This window comes from Adlercreutzia sp. ZJ176 (genome assembly GCF_011038975.1).
Classification (GTDB): domain Bacteria; phylum Actinomycetota; class Coriobacteriia; order Coriobacteriales; family Eggerthellaceae; genus CAAEEV01.
Map to the genome: position 1 here is coordinate 80525 of NZ_JAAKEC010000012.1, position 19971 is coordinate 100495.

Genomic DNA, 19971 nt, shown 5'->3' on the forward strand with positions numbered 1-19971 from the left:
ATGAGCAGGGAAGGCGCCTTGGCCAAGAACGCGGCGATCTTCGCCGTGGGCAACGTGGGGTCAAAGGTTCTCGTCCTGCTGCTGCTGCCGTTCTGCACGTACTACATCGATCAGGCGGGAATTGGCACTTACGACCTTTTGTACACATTGCTCGAGGTGCTCAAGCCCGTGGCGGTTCTTGCCGTGCCCGAGGCTCTGTTCCGATGGCTTTTGGACAAGGATGCGGATCGACGCAAGGTCTTCGCGAGCTGGTCTGTGCTGTTTCTTGCGCTGCTGTCTGTTTTCACGGTGGTCTATTGGGGGACGTGGCTGGTCTTTCGGTTCGCGGATGCGGGGCTCATGTATTCTCTCGTGGTGACGGGCGTTTGCTACCTTGGTCTCCAGTTCGCAACCAGGGGCCTGCACAACAACAAGCTCTTTGCCGCCCAGGGCGTCGTTTACTCCGTCGCCATGTGCTCGTCGAGCCTGCTTTTCGTCATTTTGCTCGGCTTCGGGTATCGGGGGATGCTCCTTGGCATCTTGGTGGGAAACTGCGCGGCGAGCGCCCTCATGCTCTTTTCTCAACATAGAGAGCTCCCGCTTTCCTTGAAGGGCCGGGATTCCGCCCTTCTCCGCAATATGCTCAGGTACTCCGCGTTTCTTCTGCCCAACACGCTGTGCTGGTGGCTCATAAACGGCTTCTCCAGGGTCCTTGTGGTCGGCGCCCTCGGCGCGTCGGCAAACGGGGTGTTCGCAATAGCCTCCCGGTTTCCAGCCGCTCTGACCACCATCTCTGGTATATTCCAGCAGGCGTGGACGGAGCAGGCGGTGGGTGAGCTCAGCTCGGCAGACAGGGATGTCTACTTCTCCAAGATCTTCAGCCTTTACAGCAAGGCCATGACGTCCCTCGTGTTCGTTCTGGTGCCGGCAACAGCGCTCTTCATCGATCTCGCCCTTTGCGCGGAGTATGCGGATGCGAACAGATACATGGGCTTTCTGTATCTCAGCGGCGTGTTTAACGCATTCTCGGGGTTTTTCGGAACGGGTTATTTCTGCGGCAAGGACACCAAGGGCGCAGCGTCGACGACGGTGTTTGGCTCAATTGTGAGCTGTGGCTTCGGGCTGGCGACGATTAACGTCATTGGTCTCTACGGCGTGACGATCGGGATGCTCCTGGGGCAGGCGTCTTTATGGCTCGTGAGGGTGCGCCAGAGCAAGCGCTACTTTCGAATAAGCATAGAGTGGAAGTCTCTTCTGCCAGGGCTTGCGGGCTGCATAGCCCTTGCGCTGTGCGTTCCTCATCTAGGCGCGCTCGGCTCGGCGGCGCTGCTGCCGGTCTGCATCGTTGCGGCGTTGCTCTATAGCAGGGAGTTTGCGGGGCTCCTTTGGCGCAAAGCGCATCGTCGCTAGCGTTGCGGCACACGACGGACAAAGCGGCTTGGATGCTTCGGCAGCAGATGGGCGAGACAATGCAGGAAGGCTGATATGCGGGTTCTTTTGCTGGGAGGCACGGGCGCGATTGGGCGCAATCTGGCTCGATCGCTGTCGGAGGCCGGACATGAAGTTGTGGTGACTAGCAGGCGAGCTCGCTCGTCGAACCGTTCAAACCTCAGCTACATCCAGGGAAATGCCAGGGAAACTCGGTTCTTGGAGGGGCTTCTCACTCGAGGCTGGGATGCTGTCGTTGACTTCATGGTGTGGCCCGTGGGGGATTTCATGTCCAAGGCTGACCTCTTCTTGGAGTCAACCAGACAATATGTATTCATCTCGACATATCGCGTTTACGATGACGCTTCTGTTATCGCGGAAAGCAGCCCTCGCCTGCTTGACTCGTCAAACGACGAGGGGTTTCTGGCGACAGATGACTACGCCCTCGAGAAGGCTCGTTGTGAGAACGTTCTTTTCTCTCAGGCAAGCAGGGCATGGACGATCGTGCGGCCTTCGATCGCATACGATGAGTCTGGTCGCTTTGACCTGGGGGTTCTCGCGTCAAGCGTATGGTTGTGGCGGGCGCTGCAGGGTATCCCCGTTCCCTTTCCAGAAGAAATGCTTGACAGGCGAGCCACAATGACGTGGGGCGGCGACGTCGCTCTGATGATTGAGCGAATTCTCGGCAAAGAGCGATCTTTGGGGGAGGCGTATACGGCTGCAACAGCTTCGCACATTAGCTGGAGGGAAGTGGCCGAGGAGTATCAGCGCGCAATTCCCTTCGATCTTGAGATATGTCCTCTTGACGTGTTCGAAAAGGCCAAGGGCGACATATATCAGATTAGGTACGACCGGATGTTTGACCGCATCATCGACAACTCGAAGGTTCTTGAGGCCGCTGACCTCAGGCAGGAGGACTTGGTCGATCCCAAGAAGGGCCTTGCGTCGGCCGTCTCAGGGTTTCTCGAATCTGGCGCAGGCATGCAGCCTCGTTATGGCGATAACGCGCGAATGGATCGCCTGACAGGAGGAGTGCCGTCGATCCCGCCGTTGATCAGGTCGCATGTCGGCGTGAACGGCCTGGCTCGCTACGTCGTCAGAAGGCTGCCTGCATTGGATCGATGCGGAAGGTGATCGCATTGAGGGGCGGCTCGGTCGCTCAGGGCGTCACTCGATTCCCTCGAGGAATTGGGAGAGGGTCATGCCGAAGCCTTGCGCGATCTTGGCGAGGTTCTGCAGCGTGAGGTTGCGCCGGCCCGTCTCGATGGAGGCGAGGTAGGAGCGATCCATGCCGATTCGGAGCGCAAAGGTCTCCTGGCTGACGCCTTCGGCCTCCCGCAGATCCTTGATGCGGAGGCCCACTTGTATTTGCAGAGAACTAGACATGCAGGCAGATTAGGGTGTTTGTTATATATATAACAACGGACTACGTACAACATTTTACCGTATACACGGGCTTTGGTGCGGAGCAGACGGTGTGCGGTACGTGGTTTGGGGCTGATGGGCCGGGGCGTGGAGCAGTAAGCAGGCTGTGAGTGTAAAGGGGCGTTGACAAGGGGGCTTACCCCGCTGTCACGCATGCTCAAGGATGCGACGCTATCCCGCCGCCGTCGCTGAGCGCGTCTTTGATGCTGTCGAGTTCGATCACGCAGCGCTCGAGCGTGCGCGCGATGAAGCTCACGGCCTCGGGCGCGTGCATGTCGCTCGCCCCGAGCGACAGGGCGAGGGCGGCGAGGCCCTCGAGGTCGTCGCGTGTGGCGCTGATGCGGTCGATGACGTGCAGATGGGGCGTCTCGCTGAGGGTCATGGCTTGGCCTCGCTCTCATGGTTGACTTTGCTTCTGCCTGGTAATGCTGTGGTACCATCGGCGCATGAAGACGGGGAGAAGGGAGATGCGATGAGCGCTTCGGGGGTCTTCAAGGTTTCCGAATATGACGGCGGGCGCTTGGCGGCGCTTCTGCCATGGCCGGCTCGTGATGTTAACAAGTATACACGCGGGAAGCTCACGCTGGTGGCAGGTTCGGCGTTATATTCGGGTGCGGCGTCTCTGGCGGCTGTGGCCGCCCAGCGCATGGGCGCGGGGTACGTGGAGGTGGCGTGCGCGCCGGAGAGCGTGGGCGCGGTGCGTGCGAGCCGTCCTTCGTTAGTGGTACGTTCGTGGGACAGTTGGGACGGATTCGGCGAGATCGCGCCACGTGAGGGGCATCCATGCGCCTGCGTGGTCGGGCCGGGCTTCGACGCTTCCGGTGCCGCTGAGGCCGACCTCGTGCTGCGCGCGGTCGCGCAGGTAGCGGCTCCCGTGCTCGTCGACGGCGGGGCGCTCTCGATCCTTTCGACCGAAGCGGGGCTTGCGGCGGCGCACGTGCGCGCGCAGCACGCGCGTGCGCTCGTGATGACGCCGCACGGGGGAGAGGCGGCGCGCCTGGCGCGCGCGGCGCAGGTGGACCGGGCGCTCGAGCCCGCTGCGCTCGTGCGAGCGCTCGCGCGAGCCTGGCGCTGCGTGGTCGCGCTCAAGGGCCCCGACACGTTCGTGTCCGATGGCGCGCAGGTCGTGGCCGTGCGCCAGGGCACGCCGGCGCTTGCGAAGGCGGGCACGGGGGACGTGCTCGCGGGCATGGTGGGGGCGCTGCTCGCGCAGGGGCTGGGCGCCCTCGACGCCTGCGTGCTCGGCGTGACGCTGCACGCCGAGGCGGGGCGCGCTGCCGCCGCGGAGCTCACCGACATATGCGTGACCCCCGAGGACGTGATCGAGGCGATCCCTCAGGCGGTGCATGGCGTCGGCTGAGGCGGGACGGGGCCTCGACTGAGGCGCGCCGCCCCGCAACCGCCCGGCAACCAGCAGGTTGCGGGCGGGTACTTTTTTACCCGCTTTTCACATTCTCTCGCGCTCGCGGCCCTTCGGTTGGGTCACAATGACGATAGTGGCTTTTAAGGGCTTTCGAGGATGATGCGGGTGTTTTGGAAGGAGCGTGCTGGCATGAGTGCAACGGTTGCAAACGGTTCTCAGGGACAGGCTGCGGCAGGCGGCGTGCGCGAGGAGGCTGCCGCGCACCGCAGGTACGCAGCGGCGCCGGACGGGGGCTCTGGCTCTCGGGGCTCGGCGAGCCGCCGCGCGGCGGGCCGTCATCCCGGCTCGGGCGGCTCGGGCTCGGGTGGTCACGGCACCAAGGGCAAGCGCGACTGGGGGTTGTTCTTCTCGGGCGTCGCGCTCTTCATCGCGGGCCTCATCGTGGCTTTCTGGCCGGGCCTCACGCTGGTGACGATCGCCGCGTTCGTGGGCGTGATGATGCTGATCGCGGGCGTGTTCGACATGGTCGCCTACGTGCGCTTCCGCAAGAAGATGGAGCATTCGGGCTGGGCGCTCGTGAACGCGCTGTGCAACCTCGTGCTCGGCCTGATGTTCCTGCTCCACCCGATCATCACGGCGGCGGTCATCCCGTGGGTCGCCGGCGCGTTCGTGGTGGGCTACGGCGTCATCGCCATCGTGTCGGCCGTGCGCCTGCGCAAGGTGGGCCCGGGCTGGGGCCTCATGCTCGCCAACGGCATCGTGTCGGTGCTGTGCGGGATCATGTTCGTCTTCCTCCCCGTCGCCTTCGCCATCTTCCTCGGCGTGTTCCTCGCGATGCGCGGCGTGACCATGGCCGCCTTCGGCCTCATCGCGCCGAAGAGCGTGCCTTACGTGTGAGGTTTCGCGCGCCGACGTGATAACATACGCAGATGAGAATCGAGAGCCTGGGGCGGATGCGAGCCAGGCTCTTTTCACGCGAAGGGAAGGGTGCATCATGGGCAGCGGTCAGGCGCAGATGAGGGGAACGGGCGACCAGGAGAGCCTCTTCGACGAGAAGGCGCTTGCGGCCGCGGCCACCGACCCGGCCGCGCGCGCCGAGGCGCTGCGCCGCGAGATCGAGCACCACACCTACTGCTACTACGCGCTCGACGCGCCCGAGATCTCGGACGCCGCGTTCGACTCGCTCATGCGCGAGCTGCGCGAGATCGAGGCGGCGCACCCCGAGCTCGTCGACCCGTCGAGCCCCACGCAGCGCGTCGGCGGCTACGTCGGCGAGCAGTTCGCGCCCGTGCGCCACGCGCGGCGCATGTACTCGCTCGACAACGCCATGGACCTCGCCGAGCTCGACGCGTGGATGGACCGCATCGTGGAGGCCTACGGCAGCCTGCCGCCCCTGTGCTGCGAGCTCAAGATCGACGGCTCGTCCATCGCGCTCACCTACGACGCCGCCTCCGACGGGGTGCTCGTGCGCGCCGCCACGCGCGGCGACGGCACCACGGGCGAGGACGTGACGGCCAACATGCGCACGGTGAAGGACGTGCCGCTGCGCCTGCGCGCCTGCGCGCTCAAGGCCGTGCGCGGGATGCGCGGGGCGGGGGCTGGCGGGGATGCCGGGACCGACTTCGGCCCCGACGGCGCAGCTGCCGCCGGCCCCGACGCCGCCGGCGCAGCTGCTGCCGGCCCTGGCGCAGCCGGCGCCAGGACCACCCCCGCCGCCGTCGAGCCGCTCGAGCTGCGCGGCGAGGTGTACATGCCGAAGTCCAGCTTCGACTCCCTGAACGCCGCCGCCGAGGCGAACGGGCGCGCGCCCTTCGCCAACCCCCGCAACGCCGCCGCCGGCTCGCTGCGCCAGAAGGACCCGCACGTCACGGCCTCGCGCGACCTGTCAACCTTCATGTACGCCATCGCCGACGAGGCCGCGCTCAACCTGCCCGGCCAGTGGGAGCTCCTCCAGTGGCTGCGCGAGGCGGGCTTCCACGTGAACCCCGACGTGGCGCGCTGCACCACGCGCGAGGAGGTGCGCGCGTTCTGCGAGCGCGCCGTCGAGCGGCGCGACGAGCTGCCCTACGAGATCGACGGCGTGGTGGTGAAAGTGAACTCGTTCGCGCAGCAGGAGGCGCTCGGCTTCACGGCGCGCGCGCCGCGCTGGGCCATCGCGTTCAAGTTCCCGCCCGAGGAGAAGACCACGCTTTTGCGCGACATCACCGTGCAAGTGGGCCGCACCGGCGTGCTCACGCCCGTGGCCGAGCTCGAGCCCGTGGTGGTGGCGGGCTCCACGGTGGCGCGCGCCACGCTGCACAACCTCGACGAGGTGCACCGCAAGGACGTGCGCGTGGGCGACACGGTGATCGTGCGCAAGGCGGGCGACGTGATCCCCGAGGTGCTCGGGCCGGTGGCCTCGCTGCGCCCGGACGGCGCGCAGGCGTGGGAGATGCCCGCGACGTGCCCGAGCTGCGCAAGCCCCGTCATCCGCGAGGAGGGGGAGGTGGCCTTCCGCTGCATCTCCATCGACTGCCCGGCGCAGGCGCTCGAGCGCCTGTTGCACTGGGCGAGCCGCGGCGCGCTCGACATCGACGGCATGGGCGAGGAGATCGTGAGCCGGCTCGTGGAGTCGGGTCGCGTGACCGATGTGGCGGACTACTACACGCTCGACGAGGCAGAGCTCGCGAGCCTCGACATGGGCCGCGTGAACAAGGACGGCGATCCCATCCGGCTCGGGCACACGGTGGCGGCGAAGCTCGTCGGTGCCATCGCCGCGAGCAAGGCGCGCCCGTTCGCGCGCGTGCTGTTCGGCATCGGCATGCGGCACGTGGGCAAGACCACGGCCGAGGCGCTTGCGGCGGCCTTCCCGTCGATGGACGCGCTCGCGCAGGCCACGGAGGAGCAGCTCGCCGAGGTCGAGGGCATCGGCCCGAAGATCGCGCACAGCGTGTGGGTGTTTCTGCGCACGCCTGATAACTTGGCCGTCATCGAGCGGCTGCGCACGGCGGGCGTGACCATGGCCGACGAGGCGATGGCGCCCGGCGAGGAAGTGCCCCAGACCCTCGCGGGGCTCACGTTCGTGCTCACGGGCTCGCTCACGGAGAGCGGCCTCACGCGCGACGAGGCCGGCGCGCGCCTGAAGGCGATGGGCGCGAAGGTGAGCGGCAGCGTTTCGAAGAAGACGAGCTTCGTGGTGGCCGGCGAGGCCGCGGGCTCGAAGTACGACAAGGCCGTCGCTCTCGGCGTGCCCGTGCTCACCGAGGCCCAGCTGCTTGCGATCTACGAGACGGGCCGCGCTCCCGAGGTGGGGTAGGCACGGTCCGCTTCCGCGCTCGCTTCTTCGCTTCCGCTTCCGTCCGGCAGCTCTCGTGACCGCTTCCGCGCTCCCGAGGTGGGGCGGCCGCTCGCGTCAATCATCCTTAAAAAGTAATAATCTTTCATTGACAATATATTATTGTAAGAATAATATACATGCCAGCGCGTAGGCGCTTGTCTATTGCTTTGTCAAGGAGGGATTGTTTCATGAAGAAGACTCGCAAGATAGCCGCGGCAGTGCTCGCGCTGTCGCTCGTGGGCGCGTTCGCCCTGTTCGGCTGCTCGAGCAGCAACGCGGCCAGCTCCGCAAGCTCCGCGAGCAGCTCCGCCGCCACCCAGGCCGCCGAGCCCGTCGAGCTGCAGGTGTTCGCCGCCAACTCGCTGTCGAAGGCCATGGAGGACGTCCAGAAGGCCTACGTCGAGGACGGCCATGACAACGTGACCTTCCTTGACACGCAGTACAAGGGCTCCGGCGAGCTCAACGAGATGCTCGGCGCCGGCTCCTACGCCGACCTGCTCATCACCGCCTCGAAGGGCTCCATGGACACCGCCGTGGACAAGGGCTACGTCGATGAGGCCACGCGCGTTGACATGTTCGTGAACGACCTGGTCATAGTCTCGAAGGAGGGCTCGGGCCTCAAGGACGTCACCCTGCAGGACATCGCCGACGGCAAGTACACCTTCTGCGTGGGCGACGAGTCGGTCCCGGCCGGCAACTACGCCTGCCAGGCGCTCTCCACGGTGGGCGTGTACGTCCCCGCAGGTGACGAGGCCGGCAAGACCGGCAAGGACATCTCCGGCAAGGGCGGCTCCTTCGCCGAGGGCTACACCCCCGTCCTCGACACCTCCGTGGGCAACGTGTGCAAGCACGCCGAGTCCGGCGACGTCGACGTGGCCTTCGTGTACACCTCCGACGTGTACCGCTTCGGCGGCGTCGAGATCGTGGGCGAGGTGCCGGGCGACACGCACAAGAAGATCGTGTACCCGGGCGCCATCACGGCTGACTCCAAGAACGCCGAGGCGGCCGCCGCGTTCCTCGACTGGTGCCTGACCAGCGAGAAGGCTGCCAAGATCTGGGCCGAGTGGGGCTTCGAGCTGGCGTAGGCAGCTGGCGCAGCTGACCGCGGGGCTCAGTGGTTCTCGCATGAGATCATACTGAATTGAGAGAGGATGGGCGCGCGCGTCCATCCTCTCTTATATAATGGGTGAGCTTGAGGGACGAGGGGAAAGGACATGATGCGCGCAAGAACGTTCATCGCGGGCCTTGCGCTGGCGTTGGCGCTGGCGGCGGGATTGCTTCCGGCGGGGATGCTGGCGTACGCCGACGAGGCGGCTGCCGCTGCGGGCTCGGCCGCAGTCGGGCAGGCCGGGCGGTCGGCAGACGGGTCGGCTGCGGCGCCCGAGCCGGACGCGGCCGGGCAGGCCGGACAGGCCGGGCGTGAAGCTGCGGCCGAGGTCGAGGTGAGCGCGGAGGGCGACGCGGCCCTCGTGCAAGGCGCGAGCTTCGCGATGAGCGACTTCTCGCGCGCGCAGAAGGGCACGAACCGCCCCGTCGACGGCGCCTACCGCGGCTACTCCTACCTGGTGGGGCAGGAGGCGGGCGCCTTCGCCCAGGTGGTGGCGATGCGCGACTACGCGGTTGCCTACGTGCCGGCCGCCCTCGCGCAGACGCTCGGCGTTGACGTAGCGGACGAGCAGGATCAGCAGCTCCTCAAGTCCTACTTCGTCACGCTCGACGCGCAGCACGCCGCCGGCTCGCTCGAGCTCGCGGAGATCCCCGCCTGGCACTTCACCGCGGAGCCAACTTACGACGTGGACGGCGTGCGCTTCCAGTTCGACCAGCAGTTCGACGGCAACGTGTACGCGTTCGTGATCGGCGCCGACGGCTCTGACGTCACGGACAACGAGAACCCCCTCTTCGCCAAGCCTTCCTTCGCTGACTTCGCGCGTCTGGCCAGCCCCGCTGACGTGAGCATCGCGCAGGAGGCCACGGGGCTCGCGGCCGCGGGCGAGTTTCTCGCCACGCTCGACTGGAGCCCGCTGTGGGTGACGCTCAAGACCACGGGCGTGGCCATCGTCATCATCTTCGTGCTGGGCCTTCTGGCGGCGTACTTCTGCCTCAACGTCTCCGCCCGCGCCAAGAACATCCTCGACTCCGTCTTCACCATTCCCATGGTGCTGCCGCCGACGGTGTGCGGCTTCGTGCTTCTGTGGCTGTGCGGGCGCAACACGCCGTTCGGGCAGTTCTTCATCGACGTGGGGTTCCCGCTCATCTTCAGCTGGCCGGCTACGGTGATCGCGGCCGTGGTGGTGGCGTTCCCGCTGATGTACCGCAACGCGCTCGGGGCCTTCGAGAACCTCGACCCCAACATGCTCGACGCGGCGCGCACGCTCGGCTGGTCGAACGCGCGCATCTTCGTGAAGCTCATGCTGCCGCTGTCGTGGAGCTCGATCGCGGCTGGCACGGTGCTCGCGTTCGCCCGCGCGCTCGGTGAGTTCGGCGCCACGCTGTTCCTCGCGGGCAACTACCTCGGCGTCACGCGGACCATCCCCATCGCCATCTACTTCGAGTGGATGAACGGCAACGGCGAGGTGGCGTGGTTCTGGACGGCCGTCATCATCGCGTTCAGCTTCGTGGTGATCCTGTTCATCAACTGGTGGAGCGCGCGCACCACCAAGTACCGCCGTCGCGCTGAGGAGGACTAGCATGAGCCTGGAGGTCAGCATCAAGAAGAGCTTCCCGTCCTTCATGCTCGACGTGTCGATCGAGGCCGGGTCGGAGACGCTCGGCTTCTTGGGCGCGTCGGGCTGCGGGAAGAGCCTCACCATGCGCTGCATCGCGGGCATCGAGAAGCCCGACGAGGGGCGCATCGTGGTGAACGGCCAGGTGTTCTTCGACTCCGAGGCGCGGATCAACCTCACGCCGCAGCAGCGCAAGACCGCGCTTTTGTTCCAGAACTACATGCTGTTCCCGAACCTCACGGTGGCGCAGAACGTGGCGGCGGGCATCGGGCGCGACGTGCCGAAGCCCGACGCGGCGGCCATCGTGCAGAGCGAGCTGAAGCGCTTCGGCCTGGAGGGCTTCGACGCGCGCTACCCCGCGCAGCTCTCCGGCGGCCAGCAGCAGCGCGTGGCGCTCGCGCGCATGCTCGCGGCGCGCCCGGGCATCCTCATGCTCGACGAGCCGTTCTCGGCGCTCGACGCGCACCTCAAGGGCGTGCTCGAGCAGAACCTCGTGAGCCTGTTCGACGCGTTCGACGGCACCATCCTGTACGTGAGCCACGACATCGACGAGGCGCTGCGCTTCTGCGATCGCATCGCGGTGGTGGAGTCCGGGCACATCCTCGAGATCGACACCGGCGACGACCTGGTGAACCGCCCGCGGTCCTCCGCGGCGCTGAAGCTGTCGGGCTGCAAGAACGCCACGCCGGCCGAGCGCGCGGGCGACCACTGCGTGTGGCTGCCGAAGTGGGGTGTGCACGTGGCCACCGACGAGGAGGTGCCGGCCGACGTGAAGTACCTCGGCGTGCGCGCGCGCTACGTCGAGCGCGCCGAGGGGCCGGGCGAGAACAACTACCGCATGCGCGTCGACCGCGCGAGCGACTCGCGCTTCGAGCGCACGCTGCTTTTGGGGTTCGTCGACCGCGACGAGTCGGCGGTGCCCACGGTGGCGCACACCGAGGACGAGATGAAGTACCTGCACCAGCACATGTTCTGGCGCGTGGGGAAGGTGGACGTGAGCCCGGCCCGGCTGCTCGACGCCGGCGACGAGGTCTGGGTCCACATCCCGAAGGATCGCATCTACCTGGTGACGAAGTAGCCGCCCGGGCGGCGGGGCGCGGGCGGGCGGCAAGCGGGTGGCGGGCTTGGCGCCTCGCGGTTCGCCCTTTCGCCACCCGCCTGCGCCTCCCTTTCGCCCTCCGCACCCACCTTCGCGGGCTCCCGTACCCTCCCGTTCCCTCCAGCACCCCCGCACTCCCGCACCCCCGCACCCCTGCGTTCTCGTGCCTCGCGGTCCCGCCCATGCGCCAGGGCACGCTGAGGCTCGCAATGCCGCTTCTTCCCGGCATTTTCGCGGGCCGTGCAGATTACGCGGGTGATTTTGGCAGAAATCTGCAGTTGTTTGTCTTTTCGTGGGGTGTTAGGGGTTGCTTGACCGGTTGCGACAGCGTGTCTTTGCGCAAAACGCCTGGTCGCTGTTGCTGTCGTTTCTCGAGAAGTGTTCGATGGCGGCTCTGGGCGGTTTTTTGAGCACCTGGATTGACCAATATCTGAAGATTTCTGCCAAAATTGCTTCAGTTTTTTGCACGCTCCCCATGGAGAGCCCAAAAACATGCGAGGGGAAACGCGATGCTACGTGGGATGCCCGAAAATCGCGCGGGCGCGGGCGCGGGCTTGGGCGCAGCTTTGCATAGGGAGATCCGCAGGCTGCGAGGGGGTCTGCAAGCCGTGTGTATGGGGGGCCCTCGGAGCGTGCGGAGGAGACTGCGAATTGCGCGGGGGCGCTAAATCGCACAGGGTTTCGATAGGGATATCCTATCCCGAGAAGTTCTGCATCGTCGTGCGGCTCGCGAGGAGTAGAGTGCCCTCATGGCGATATTGCTCACAGACGACACAGCGATGTGGTTTTGGCGTTGGAGGGCGAGTGGCGGTTCGCAGCTCAGCCAGTTTGCCCCGGCGCGCCTGAAGGCCGTTCCCGAAGGGTCACCGCCCCCAGGTGACATAGTGGCGGCGTGTGACTATTTTCGTGTGCCCGACGAGCCGGTTTGCGTTTTGGTGGCGCGTGCGTCTGACGTTCGAAGGGCTTGCGACGTGTCGTATCGGGTTTTCGGCGGCGTCCTGCCGGCGGGCTCTTTCGTCCGGCTCAATGAGGGCGTGTACGTGGCTTCCCCCGAGTACCTGGCGCTCAGAATGGCGGCGCGTCTGACGAGGATCGAGTTCCTTCGCTTGCTCTACGAGCTGTGTGGCTGCTACGTGCTTAACGAGAATGACGCGCGCGGATTCAGCGGTTGTCAGCCGATCACGAATTTGTCGCGGGTGAGCAGCTTTGCGAAAAGCGCCTCGGGCATGCGCGGCGTTCGGGAGATGCGCTTGCTGGTCGGTCGCGCTTCCGAGAGGTCGGCCTCGCCTCGAGAGACGGACGTCGACATGATGCTCACGCTTCCTCTGCGCATGGGCGGATACGCCCTGCCGAAGCCCGCGCTGAACGAGCATATCGTGCTCACCGAGCCTCAGAAGAAGCTGATCGGGCGGGAGGCAATCACCCCTGACATGCTCTGGAGGGGTGCGCGCCTTGCCTTGGAATACGAAAGCGACGAGTGGCATTCGGGGGACGAGAGGTTCGTGCGCGACTCTCGTCGCCGAAACGACTTGAAGGCTCTGGGGTACGATGTCGTGACGGTGACGAACGCGGAACTCAAGTCTCTCCGCGAGACGGATCGGATCGCCTCGAGCATTGCGCGGCGGCTCGGCGTTCGCACGAGGGTGTCGCTCGATGACTATGATGCGCGCAAGCTGGCGCTCAGGACGAGCTTGGCTGACATCCAACGCCGCGGCAGGAGCGCGAGAGCAGGCATGCACCTGATCTGACGTGCCGCTTGCCTTGTCCTCCTGTGCCATGACAGATTCGTGACACGCTCGTGCGACAATGGGTCGCGGTGAGCCGGAGCTTGAGGCTTGCGACTCTTTTGGGACGTGCGAGGAGGTTGGGCGTGGCGCGCATACTGGTTGCCGAAGGCGCGAGCAGCGTGCAGGTGACGTGCGCCCATTCGCTTGCGCGACTCGATCGGGGGCGGCGCGCCATCATGTGGAGGCTTCTGACCACGAGCGCGCTGGCTTTGCCACCTGCCTGCGCTTCCCTTTGCCCTCCCGGGGTGCGGGATGATCCCGTGTGAGAACTAATCGCGTTCGTGTATAATGATCGGCGATAGAACGGGAAAGGGAAGCATCTTGAAGGACTCACACGGCCGCACCATCGACTACCTGCGCATATCGCTCACGGACCGCTGCAACTTCCGCTGCATCTACTGCATGCCCGAAGACGGCGTGAGCCAGCTGAGGCACGAGGACATCCTGCGCATCGAGGAGATCGAGGAGCTCGTGCGCATCGCCGCGGGCATCGGCATCAAGAGCATCCGCCTCACGGGCGGCGAGCCGCTCGTGCGCAAGGGCGTGGTCGACCTGGTGGGCGCCATCACCAAGATCCCCGGCATCGAGAACGTGTCCATGACCACCAACGGCGTGCTTCTGCCGCGCATGGTGGACGACCTGAAGGCGGCGGGCCTCTCGCGCGTGAACATCTCGCTTGACACGCTCGACGCCGACCAGTTCCGCATGGTCACGCGCTGCGGCAACCTCGACGACGCGCTCGCGGGCATCGAGGCCGCGCTCGCCGCGGGGCTCAACCCGGTGAAGATCAACGCGGTGGTGGTGCGCAGCCTCAACCAGGACTTCCTCGAGTATGCCAAGCTCTCCGTCGACCGCCCGCTGCACGTGCGCTTCATCGAGTACATGCCCGTGGGCGAAAGCTCGGGCGCAGACGGCTGCGGCTGGGGCAAGGACGACGTCATCCCCAGCGAGGAGCTCTACGCCCTCATCAACGAGCGCGCGCGGGCGCAGGGCCTGCCCGAGCTCGTGGACGCGGGGAGCGGGCGCCCGCTCGGCTGGGGCCCGGCGCGCTACTTCCAGTTCCCGGGCGCGCAGGGTACGGTGGGCTTCATCTCGCCTTTGTCCCGCCACTTCTGCAGCGAGTGCAACCGGCTGCGCCTGACGGCCGACGGCAAGATCCGCCCGTGCCTGTTCAGCGACACCGAGTACGACGTGCGCGCGGCCCTGCGCGAGGGCGGCGAGGAGGCGGTGCGCGCCGTGCTGTTCGAGGCGCTCGGCGCCAAGCCTGACGACCACCACGACAAGGTGGGGACCGAGCGCGGCATGTCGCAAATCGGAGGGTAGCTCCGGCTTCGCCCGTCCTGCCTGCATTCACCTACGAAGGAGATACCGATGACTGACCAGCAGCTGACCCATATCGACGAGAAGGGCGACGTCCGCATGGTGGACGTGTCGCAGAAGGCCGACACCGAGCGCGTGGCCGTGGCCGAAGGCTTCATCGCCATGCACGACGCCACGCTCGAGATGATCGCGGGCGGCACGGCCAAGAAGGGCGACGTGCTGGCCTGCGCGCGCGTGGCCGGCGTCATGGCCGCCAAGCGCACGAGCGACCTCATCCCGATGTGCCACCCACTCAACATCACGAAGGCGAAGGTGGAGTGTACCCCGGTGTTCGCCGGCGAGCGCGCCGACGGCCGCGTGGGCATCCACGTGACCACCACCTGCGGCGTCACCGGCAAGACGGGCATCGAGATGGAGGCCCTCACCGCGGCGAGCGTGGCGTGCCTCACGGTGTACGACATGTGCAAGGCGGTCGACCGCGGCATGGAGATCATGGACGTGCGCCTGCTGAAGAAGGACGGTGGCAAGACGGGCCTCTGGCTGCGCGAGGAGCAGTAGGCTGTTTCGTGCCAGGCGCCCGGCGCTTTTGGCGGGTTTGCCGGCGCGGGGCGCTCCGCGCTCCCGGCCCGCCCGCGCCGCCCGGCCCGCATGCGTTGCGCGTGCTGCCTGCCCGCGTGCTCCGCACGCGCCCCGCGCCCCTCTTTTTCGTTTCCCGTGAATTGGCAGCGAACGGTATCATTCCCGCGGTTGAATAACGCTATCATGAGATGAGCGGCTGTTCCGAGCCCGTTGAGCCCCTTTGAGTCCATCTGAGCCCGAGGAGCGTCCCATGGAGAAGCGCACGAAGATCATCTGCACGCTAGGACCGGCCGTCGACGACGAGCAGACGCTCGTCGAGCTCATCGAGGCGGGCATGAACGTGGCGCGCCTGAACTTCAGCCACGGCAGCCATGCGGAGCACCAGGTGCGCATCGACCGCCTCAAGCGTGTGCGCGAGCGCCTCGACGTGCCGTGCGCGCTCCTGCTCGACACCAAGGGCCCCGAGATCCGCACCGGCACGCTCGCGGGCGGCGGCCCCGTGGCGCTCGAGGAGGGCGCGCTCTTCACGCTCACCGCCGAGGAGTGCCCGGGCACGGCAGAGCGCGTTTCGCAGACGGCCGCGATCCTTCCCTCGTACGTACAGGCGGGCTCTTCCATCCTCCTTGACGACGGCCTGATCGAGCTTTCCGTCGAGCGCGTGGAGGGCGACGACATCGTCTGCCGCGTGGCGAACGCGGGCCTGCTCGGCGAGCGCAAGTCGGTCAACGTCCCCGGCGTGCGCGTGCCGCTGCCCGCCATCACCGAGCAGGACCGCGCCGACCTCCTCTTCGGCATCGAGAACGACTTCGACTACGTGGCGGCGTCGTTCGTGCGCGACGGCGCGGACGTGCGCGCCGTGCGCGCGTTTCTGTCCGAGCACGGCGGGGGCGACATCCGCATCGTCGCCAAGATCGAGAACGCCGACGCGGTGCGCAACGCCGCCGAGATCATCGACGCTGCCGACGCCGTCATGGTCGCGCGCGGGGATCTGGGCGTGGAGGTGCCCGCGTGGCGCATCCCCCACATCCAGAAGCAGATCATCCGCGCGTGCAACCGCGAGAGCAAGCCGGTCGTCACGGCCACCCAGATGCTCGACTCCATGGTCCGCAACCCGCGCCCGACGCGCGCTGAGGTGGCTGACGTGGCCGGCGCCATCTACGACGGCACCGACTGCGTGATGCTCTCCGGCGAGACGGCAGTGGGCGCGCACCCAGTCCGCGCCGTGCGCGCCATGGCGCACATCGCGTGCGAGAACGAGGCGCACCTGTTCGAGGAGTGCTTCCCCGACCGCAGCCGCACGCACGCGCGGCCCTCGCTCGCCGTGGGCATCGCCGCGGTCACCACGGCGGAGGCGCTCGACGCGGCGTGCATCGTGACGCCCACCTTGTCGGGCCGCACCCCGCGCCTCATCTCGAACCTGCGCCCGCGCGTGCCCATCTACGCGGTCACGCCGCATCCGCACGTCATGCGCCAGCTCCAGCTCTCGTGGGGCGTGACGGCGCTGCTCGGCGACACCCAGGGCGACATGCGCCGCGTGATCGACCAGGCGCGCGAGTCCGTGCGCGCCCACGGCCTGGTGGACGCCGGCGACGTCGGCGTGCTCACGGTGGGGGACCCGCACACGAGCCCGCTCGAGGACGTCGGGGGAGGGCAGTCGGCGATGGGCCCCACCAACGCCCTGTACGTGGTGGAGTTCAAGTAGAGCTCGTGGCCGCGTCGCGCCTGCGACGGCAGGTGCCTCTCGCGCTCGTCTGCGTCGCGCCTACGACGGCGGGCGTCTTCGGCTCTCGCCCGCGTCGCGCCTGCGGCGGCAGGCACCTTCGGGCGCTCGCCCTCGCATTCCGCAGCTTTTTCCGGAGCGGCTCCTTGCATCTTGACTGTTGTGCTAACATGTGCGGTTGGTATTACAACATCTGGAAGGGACGTATATGTCAGGGCACTCAAAATGGGCAACAACCAAGCATCGCAAGGCCGCGCAGGACGCTAAGCGCTCCGCCTTGTTCTCCAAGCTGTCGCGCAACATCACCGTTGCAGCCAAGGAGGGTGGCGACCCCAACCCCGACAACAACGCCTCCCTTGCGGCCGCCATCGAGAAGGCCAAGGCCAACTCGCTGCCGAAGGACAAGATCAAGACCGCCATCGACAAGGCGTTCGGCAGCGGCAAGGACGCCGCGAGCTACGAGACGGTCATCTACGAGGGCTACGGCCCGGCGGGCATCGCGGTGTACTGCGAGGCCCTGACTGACAACCGCAACCGCACCGCCGCCGACGTGCGCAGCGCGTTCTCGCACGCGGGCGGCAACCTGGGCACCTCGGGCTCGGTCGCGTTCATGTTCGAGCGCAAGGGCCAGGTCGTGGTGGCCAAGGAGGTCGAGACCGGCGACAAGAAGAACCCCGTGAAGCCCAACGGCGCCGCCGCTGACGAGGAGGAGTTCATGATGGCCGTCGCCGAGGCCGGCGGAGACGACTACGAGGACGCCGACGATGAGTGGATCGTCTACACCGCGCCGTCTGACCTCATGGCCGTGAAGAAGGGCCTCGAGGAACAGGGCATCGAGACGAAGGGCGCCGAGATGACCATGGAGCCCACCACGCCCGCCACGGTCACCGTGAACGACGCGCGCAAGGTCATGCGCCTCATCGACAAGCTCGAGGAGCTCGAGGACCTGCAGAACGTCTACCACACCATGGACATCACCGACGAGATCGCCGCGGCGCTCGACGAGTAGCTCGTCTTCGCCTGCCCTCGAGGAGGCGGGCGGGGTGCGACCGGGCCTTGTGCTGGCTTTACCTGCTGCGCGAGGGCAAGCTTGCGGGAGATTTACGGGAGGGCGAGGACTCTGTTCCTCGCCCTCCTTTTTTGCTGCCTGGGGAATGGGGATTGCCCGTGATGCGCGCCGCATCTGCCTCGCTTGCGGTCCGCGCCTGCGCCCGCGCGGCCCGCGCCCGCTACTTGCCGCGCTCGCGCCCGCGCGACCTGCGCCCGCTACTTGCCGCGCTTGTCCCGCTTGCGGCTCCCGTCTGCGCCCGCGCGACCCGCGCGACCCGTGTCCGCCTCCGCGCCGCTCGCGCGCGCGGCGCCGGACGTCGCGGCGATGGAGGCGCGCAGGTAGAGCGTGTAGGCGACGGCCGCCGACGAGGCGATCACCAGGTCGCGCTCGAAGTCGCCTGGTTCGGTCCCGCTCGTGAGCGTGGCGGGCGCGGCGGATTCAGGCGAGAAGAGCGCCCGGCAGGCGTTCTCGAGCGCGGTGCAGAAGTAGTCGTAGGCGACGTCCGTCTCGAAGCTGGTGATCTGCTGCTCGATGAGGTGGGTGATCTCGCCGATGGAGAACGTGTGCTTCAGGATGCCGATCACGATGAGCTGGGCAACCTGCTCGCGCGTGTACTTCTTGGCGCGCGGCGGCGCGATCACGCCCAGCTTCACGTAGTTGTTCACCATGGAGGGCGTGATGATCTTGTCGTCGGGCTGGTACAGCGGGCGCAGCGCCCCCTGCAGGTAGCCGACGAGCTGGTCCATGTACAGCTCGATGTGGGGGATCTCGGCGTAGCGCGGCAGGCGCAGCGAGGCGATGTTCTGGGCGAACGCGTTCTGCTCGGCTGGCTGCACGGATGCCCCTCCCTTCGATTCTGCGCGTTGCGCGATGTGGTGGTTATACAGGCAAGAAAATAGCAGATTGACGCTTGATGGTCAAATACTTCAACTAGTTGACAAAATGCCGAATAATACATAATCTGGTTTTCAATACGAGATAGGGCGCAGCTAGAGCATAGCTGGGACACAGCGAAAGCGGGGGACCATGGGCAAGAAGGACATCGCCATCGTCATCGACTCGTGCACGGACGTGCCGCCGGCCGAAATCGAGCGCTACGGCATGTACGTGGTGCCGGTGCAGGTGAACTACGAGGACGGCAGCTACCTCGACAAGGTGGACATCACGCCGCAGGAGGTCTACGACCGCCTCGCCGTGGAGGTCCCGCGCACCTCGACGCCGACGCCCGCCATCGTCTCCGAGGTGCTGGGCCGCGTGGTGGCCGACGGCTACGAGCAGGCGGTGGTGGTGACCATCTCGAGCGGGCTGTCGTCCACGCACGACCTGCTGCGCTCGGTGTCGTCGGGCATGTCCCGCCTGCGCACGCTTCTGGTCGACACGAAGAACATCGGCATGGGGGCGGGGCTCGTGGTGCTCGCGCTCGCGCGCATGGTGGAGGCGGGCGCCACGCTCGAGGAGCTCGAGGCGGCGGCGGACCGCATCGTCGCGAACACGAAGGTGTTCTTCTGCGTTGACACGCTCGACTACCTGCTGCGCGGCGGGCGCATCGGCAAGGTCACCTACCGGGTGGGCAGCCTGCTCGACATGCGCCCCGTGATCAGCTGCAACGAGGAGGGCGTGTACTACACCGTGTCGAAGGCGAAGGGCCGCAAGCTCTCGCTCAAGCGCGCCATGAGCTGCGCCGAGAAGTTCGCCGCGCAGTTCGACGAGTGCGTCATGACCGTGGTGGAGGGCGACGCGGCGTCCGAGGCCGCCGAGGTGCTGCGCGAGCTCAAGGGGAAGATCGCGAACGCGACCATCTGGTACGAGGGGAACGTGAGCCCCGCCCTCGTGGTCCACACCGGCCCCGGCCTCATCGGCATCGGCGTGCAAGGCGCCTAAGCCCTCAGCCTCTCCCAGCGCGGCGCCTTCGCCTTCCTTGCTTTCCTGTGTCATCCTGAGCGAGCGAAGCGAGTCGAAGGATCTGGCCCCGAGCGCAAAACGGAAGCATCAGGGAAGGTGCGAAATGTTCCACGTGAAACAGACGCCGCGCAACCCCCATCTTGCAAGCTCAGCCGGCTGAGCGCAGCAGCCGTTGCGGCTGACAGGTGCGTGCGCCCGTCAGCCGCAACGGCTGGGCAGAAGGCCCTGGCAGGCCGTTGTTTCCGGCTGTGTTTCGATTATTGAAATCGCAGAAGAGCG

17 protein-coding genes are annotated in these 19971 nt (G+C 66.7%); 14 read left to right on the plus strand and 3 right to left on the minus strand.

Features of this window, described 5'->3' with window-relative positions:
• Positions 1-1389 carry a lipopolysaccharide biosynthesis protein gene (locus G7Y50_RS07875; protein WP_165054360.1) on the plus strand — a complete coding sequence of 463 codons (1389 nt, stop codon included), beginning with the start codon at positions 1-3 and terminating at the stop codon, positions 1387-1389.
• 75 nt (positions 1390-1464) lie between these two features.
• On the plus strand, positions 1465-2541 hold the full coding sequence (locus G7Y50_RS07880; RefSeq protein WP_165054357.1) for an NAD-dependent epimerase/dehydratase family protein: 1077 nt from the start codon (positions 1465-1467) through the stop codon (positions 2539-2541).
• Between the two features lie 33 nt (positions 2542-2574).
• Here G7Y50_RS07880 and G7Y50_RS07885 read toward each other — a convergent pair whose 3' ends face one another.
• Together G7Y50_RS07885 and G7Y50_RS07890 are read right to left on the minus strand one after the other, a co-directional pair.
• Positions 2575-2793, minus strand: a complete 219-nt coding sequence (locus tag G7Y50_RS07885; protein ID WP_165054354.1) for a helix-turn-helix domain-containing protein — start codon at positions 2791-2793, stop codon at positions 2575-2577.
• 196 nt (positions 2794-2989) lie between these two features.
• Entirely contained in the window at positions 2990-3214 is a 225-nt protein-coding gene (locus tag G7Y50_RS07890; RefSeq protein ID WP_165054351.1) for a hypothetical protein, read from the minus strand.
• Between the two features lie 90 nt (positions 3215-3304).
• On the opposite strand from G7Y50_RS07890, the gene G7Y50_RS07895 reads away from it, so the two are divergent.
• The 11 genes from G7Y50_RS07895 (at position 3305) to G7Y50_RS07950 (ending at position 17748) form a co-directional block, all read left to right on the plus strand.
• Positions 3305-4192, plus strand: a complete 888-nt coding sequence (locus G7Y50_RS07895) for an NAD(P)H-hydrate dehydratase (protein ID WP_165054349.1) — start codon at positions 3305-3307, stop codon at positions 4190-4192.
• Between the two features lie 192 nt (positions 4193-4384).
• On the plus strand, positions 4385-5092 hold the full coding sequence (locus tag G7Y50_RS07900; RefSeq protein WP_165054345.1) for an HdeD family acid-resistance protein: 708 nt from the start codon (positions 4385-4387) through the stop codon (positions 5090-5092).
• A gap of 97 nt (positions 5093-5189) precedes the next feature.
• Positions 5190-7490: an NAD-dependent DNA ligase LigA gene (ligA, locus tag G7Y50_RS07910; protein WP_241156491.1), complete on the plus strand. Its 2301-nt coding sequence runs from the start codon at positions 5190-5192 to the stop codon at positions 7488-7490.
• Positions 7491-7699: 209 nt separating this feature from the next.
• Positions 7700-8596 carry an extracellular solute-binding protein gene (locus G7Y50_RS07915; RefSeq protein WP_165054342.1) on the plus strand — a complete coding sequence of 299 codons (897 nt, stop codon included), beginning with the start codon at positions 7700-7702 and terminating at the stop codon, positions 8594-8596.
• A 129-nt stretch (positions 8597-8725) separates the two neighbouring features.
• Positions 8726-10198, plus strand: coding sequence for a molybdate ABC transporter permease subunit (modB, locus tag G7Y50_RS07920; RefSeq protein ID WP_165054339.1), 1473 nt, complete (start codon positions 8726-8728; stop codon positions 10196-10198).
• A gap of 1 nt (position 10199) precedes the next feature.
• Entirely contained in the window at positions 10200-11312 is a 1113-nt protein-coding gene (locus G7Y50_RS07925) for a sulfate/molybdate ABC transporter ATP-binding protein (RefSeq protein WP_165054317.1), read from the plus strand.
• Between the two features lie 992 nt (positions 11313-12304).
• Positions 12305-13081, plus strand: a complete 777-nt coding sequence (locus G7Y50_RS07930) for a hypothetical protein (RefSeq protein WP_165054314.1) — start codon at positions 12305-12307, stop codon at positions 13079-13081.
• A gap of 360 nt (positions 13082-13441) precedes the next feature.
• Positions 13442-14443: a GTP 3',8-cyclase MoaA gene (moaA, locus tag G7Y50_RS07935; RefSeq protein WP_165054311.1), complete on the plus strand. Its 1002-nt coding sequence runs from the start codon at positions 13442-13444 to the stop codon at positions 14441-14443.
• Between the two features lie 48 nt (positions 14444-14491).
• Positions 14492-14998: a cyclic pyranopterin monophosphate synthase MoaC gene (gene moaC / locus G7Y50_RS07940; protein WP_165054308.1), complete on the plus strand. Its 507-nt coding sequence runs from the start codon at positions 14492-14494 to the stop codon at positions 14996-14998.
• A gap of 271 nt (positions 14999-15269) precedes the next feature.
• Complete coding sequence (gene pyk, locus G7Y50_RS07945) at positions 15270-16721, plus strand: pyruvate kinase (protein ID WP_165054304.1); 1452 nt, start codon at positions 15270-15272, stop codon at positions 16719-16721.
• 226 nt (positions 16722-16947) lie between these two features.
• Positions 16948-17748, plus strand: a complete 801-nt coding sequence (locus G7Y50_RS07950; protein WP_165054301.1) for a YebC/PmpR family DNA-binding transcriptional regulator — start codon at positions 16948-16950, stop codon at positions 17746-17748.
• A gap of 257 nt (positions 17749-18005) precedes the next feature.
• Here the strand turns inward: G7Y50_RS07950 and G7Y50_RS07955 are convergent, their stop codons facing one another.
• Positions 18006-18626: a DUF1836 domain-containing protein gene (locus G7Y50_RS07955; RefSeq protein WP_241156490.1), complete on the minus strand. Its 621-nt coding sequence runs from the start codon at positions 18624-18626 to the stop codon at positions 18006-18008.
• A 190-nt stretch (positions 18627-18816) separates the two neighbouring features.
• Between G7Y50_RS07955 and G7Y50_RS07960 the strand changes: the two genes are divergently transcribed.
• On the plus strand, positions 18817-19671 hold the full coding sequence (locus G7Y50_RS07960) for a DegV family protein (protein WP_165054298.1): 855 nt from the start codon (positions 18817-18819) through the stop codon (positions 19669-19671).
• Positions 19672-19971 lie beyond the last annotated feature (300 nt).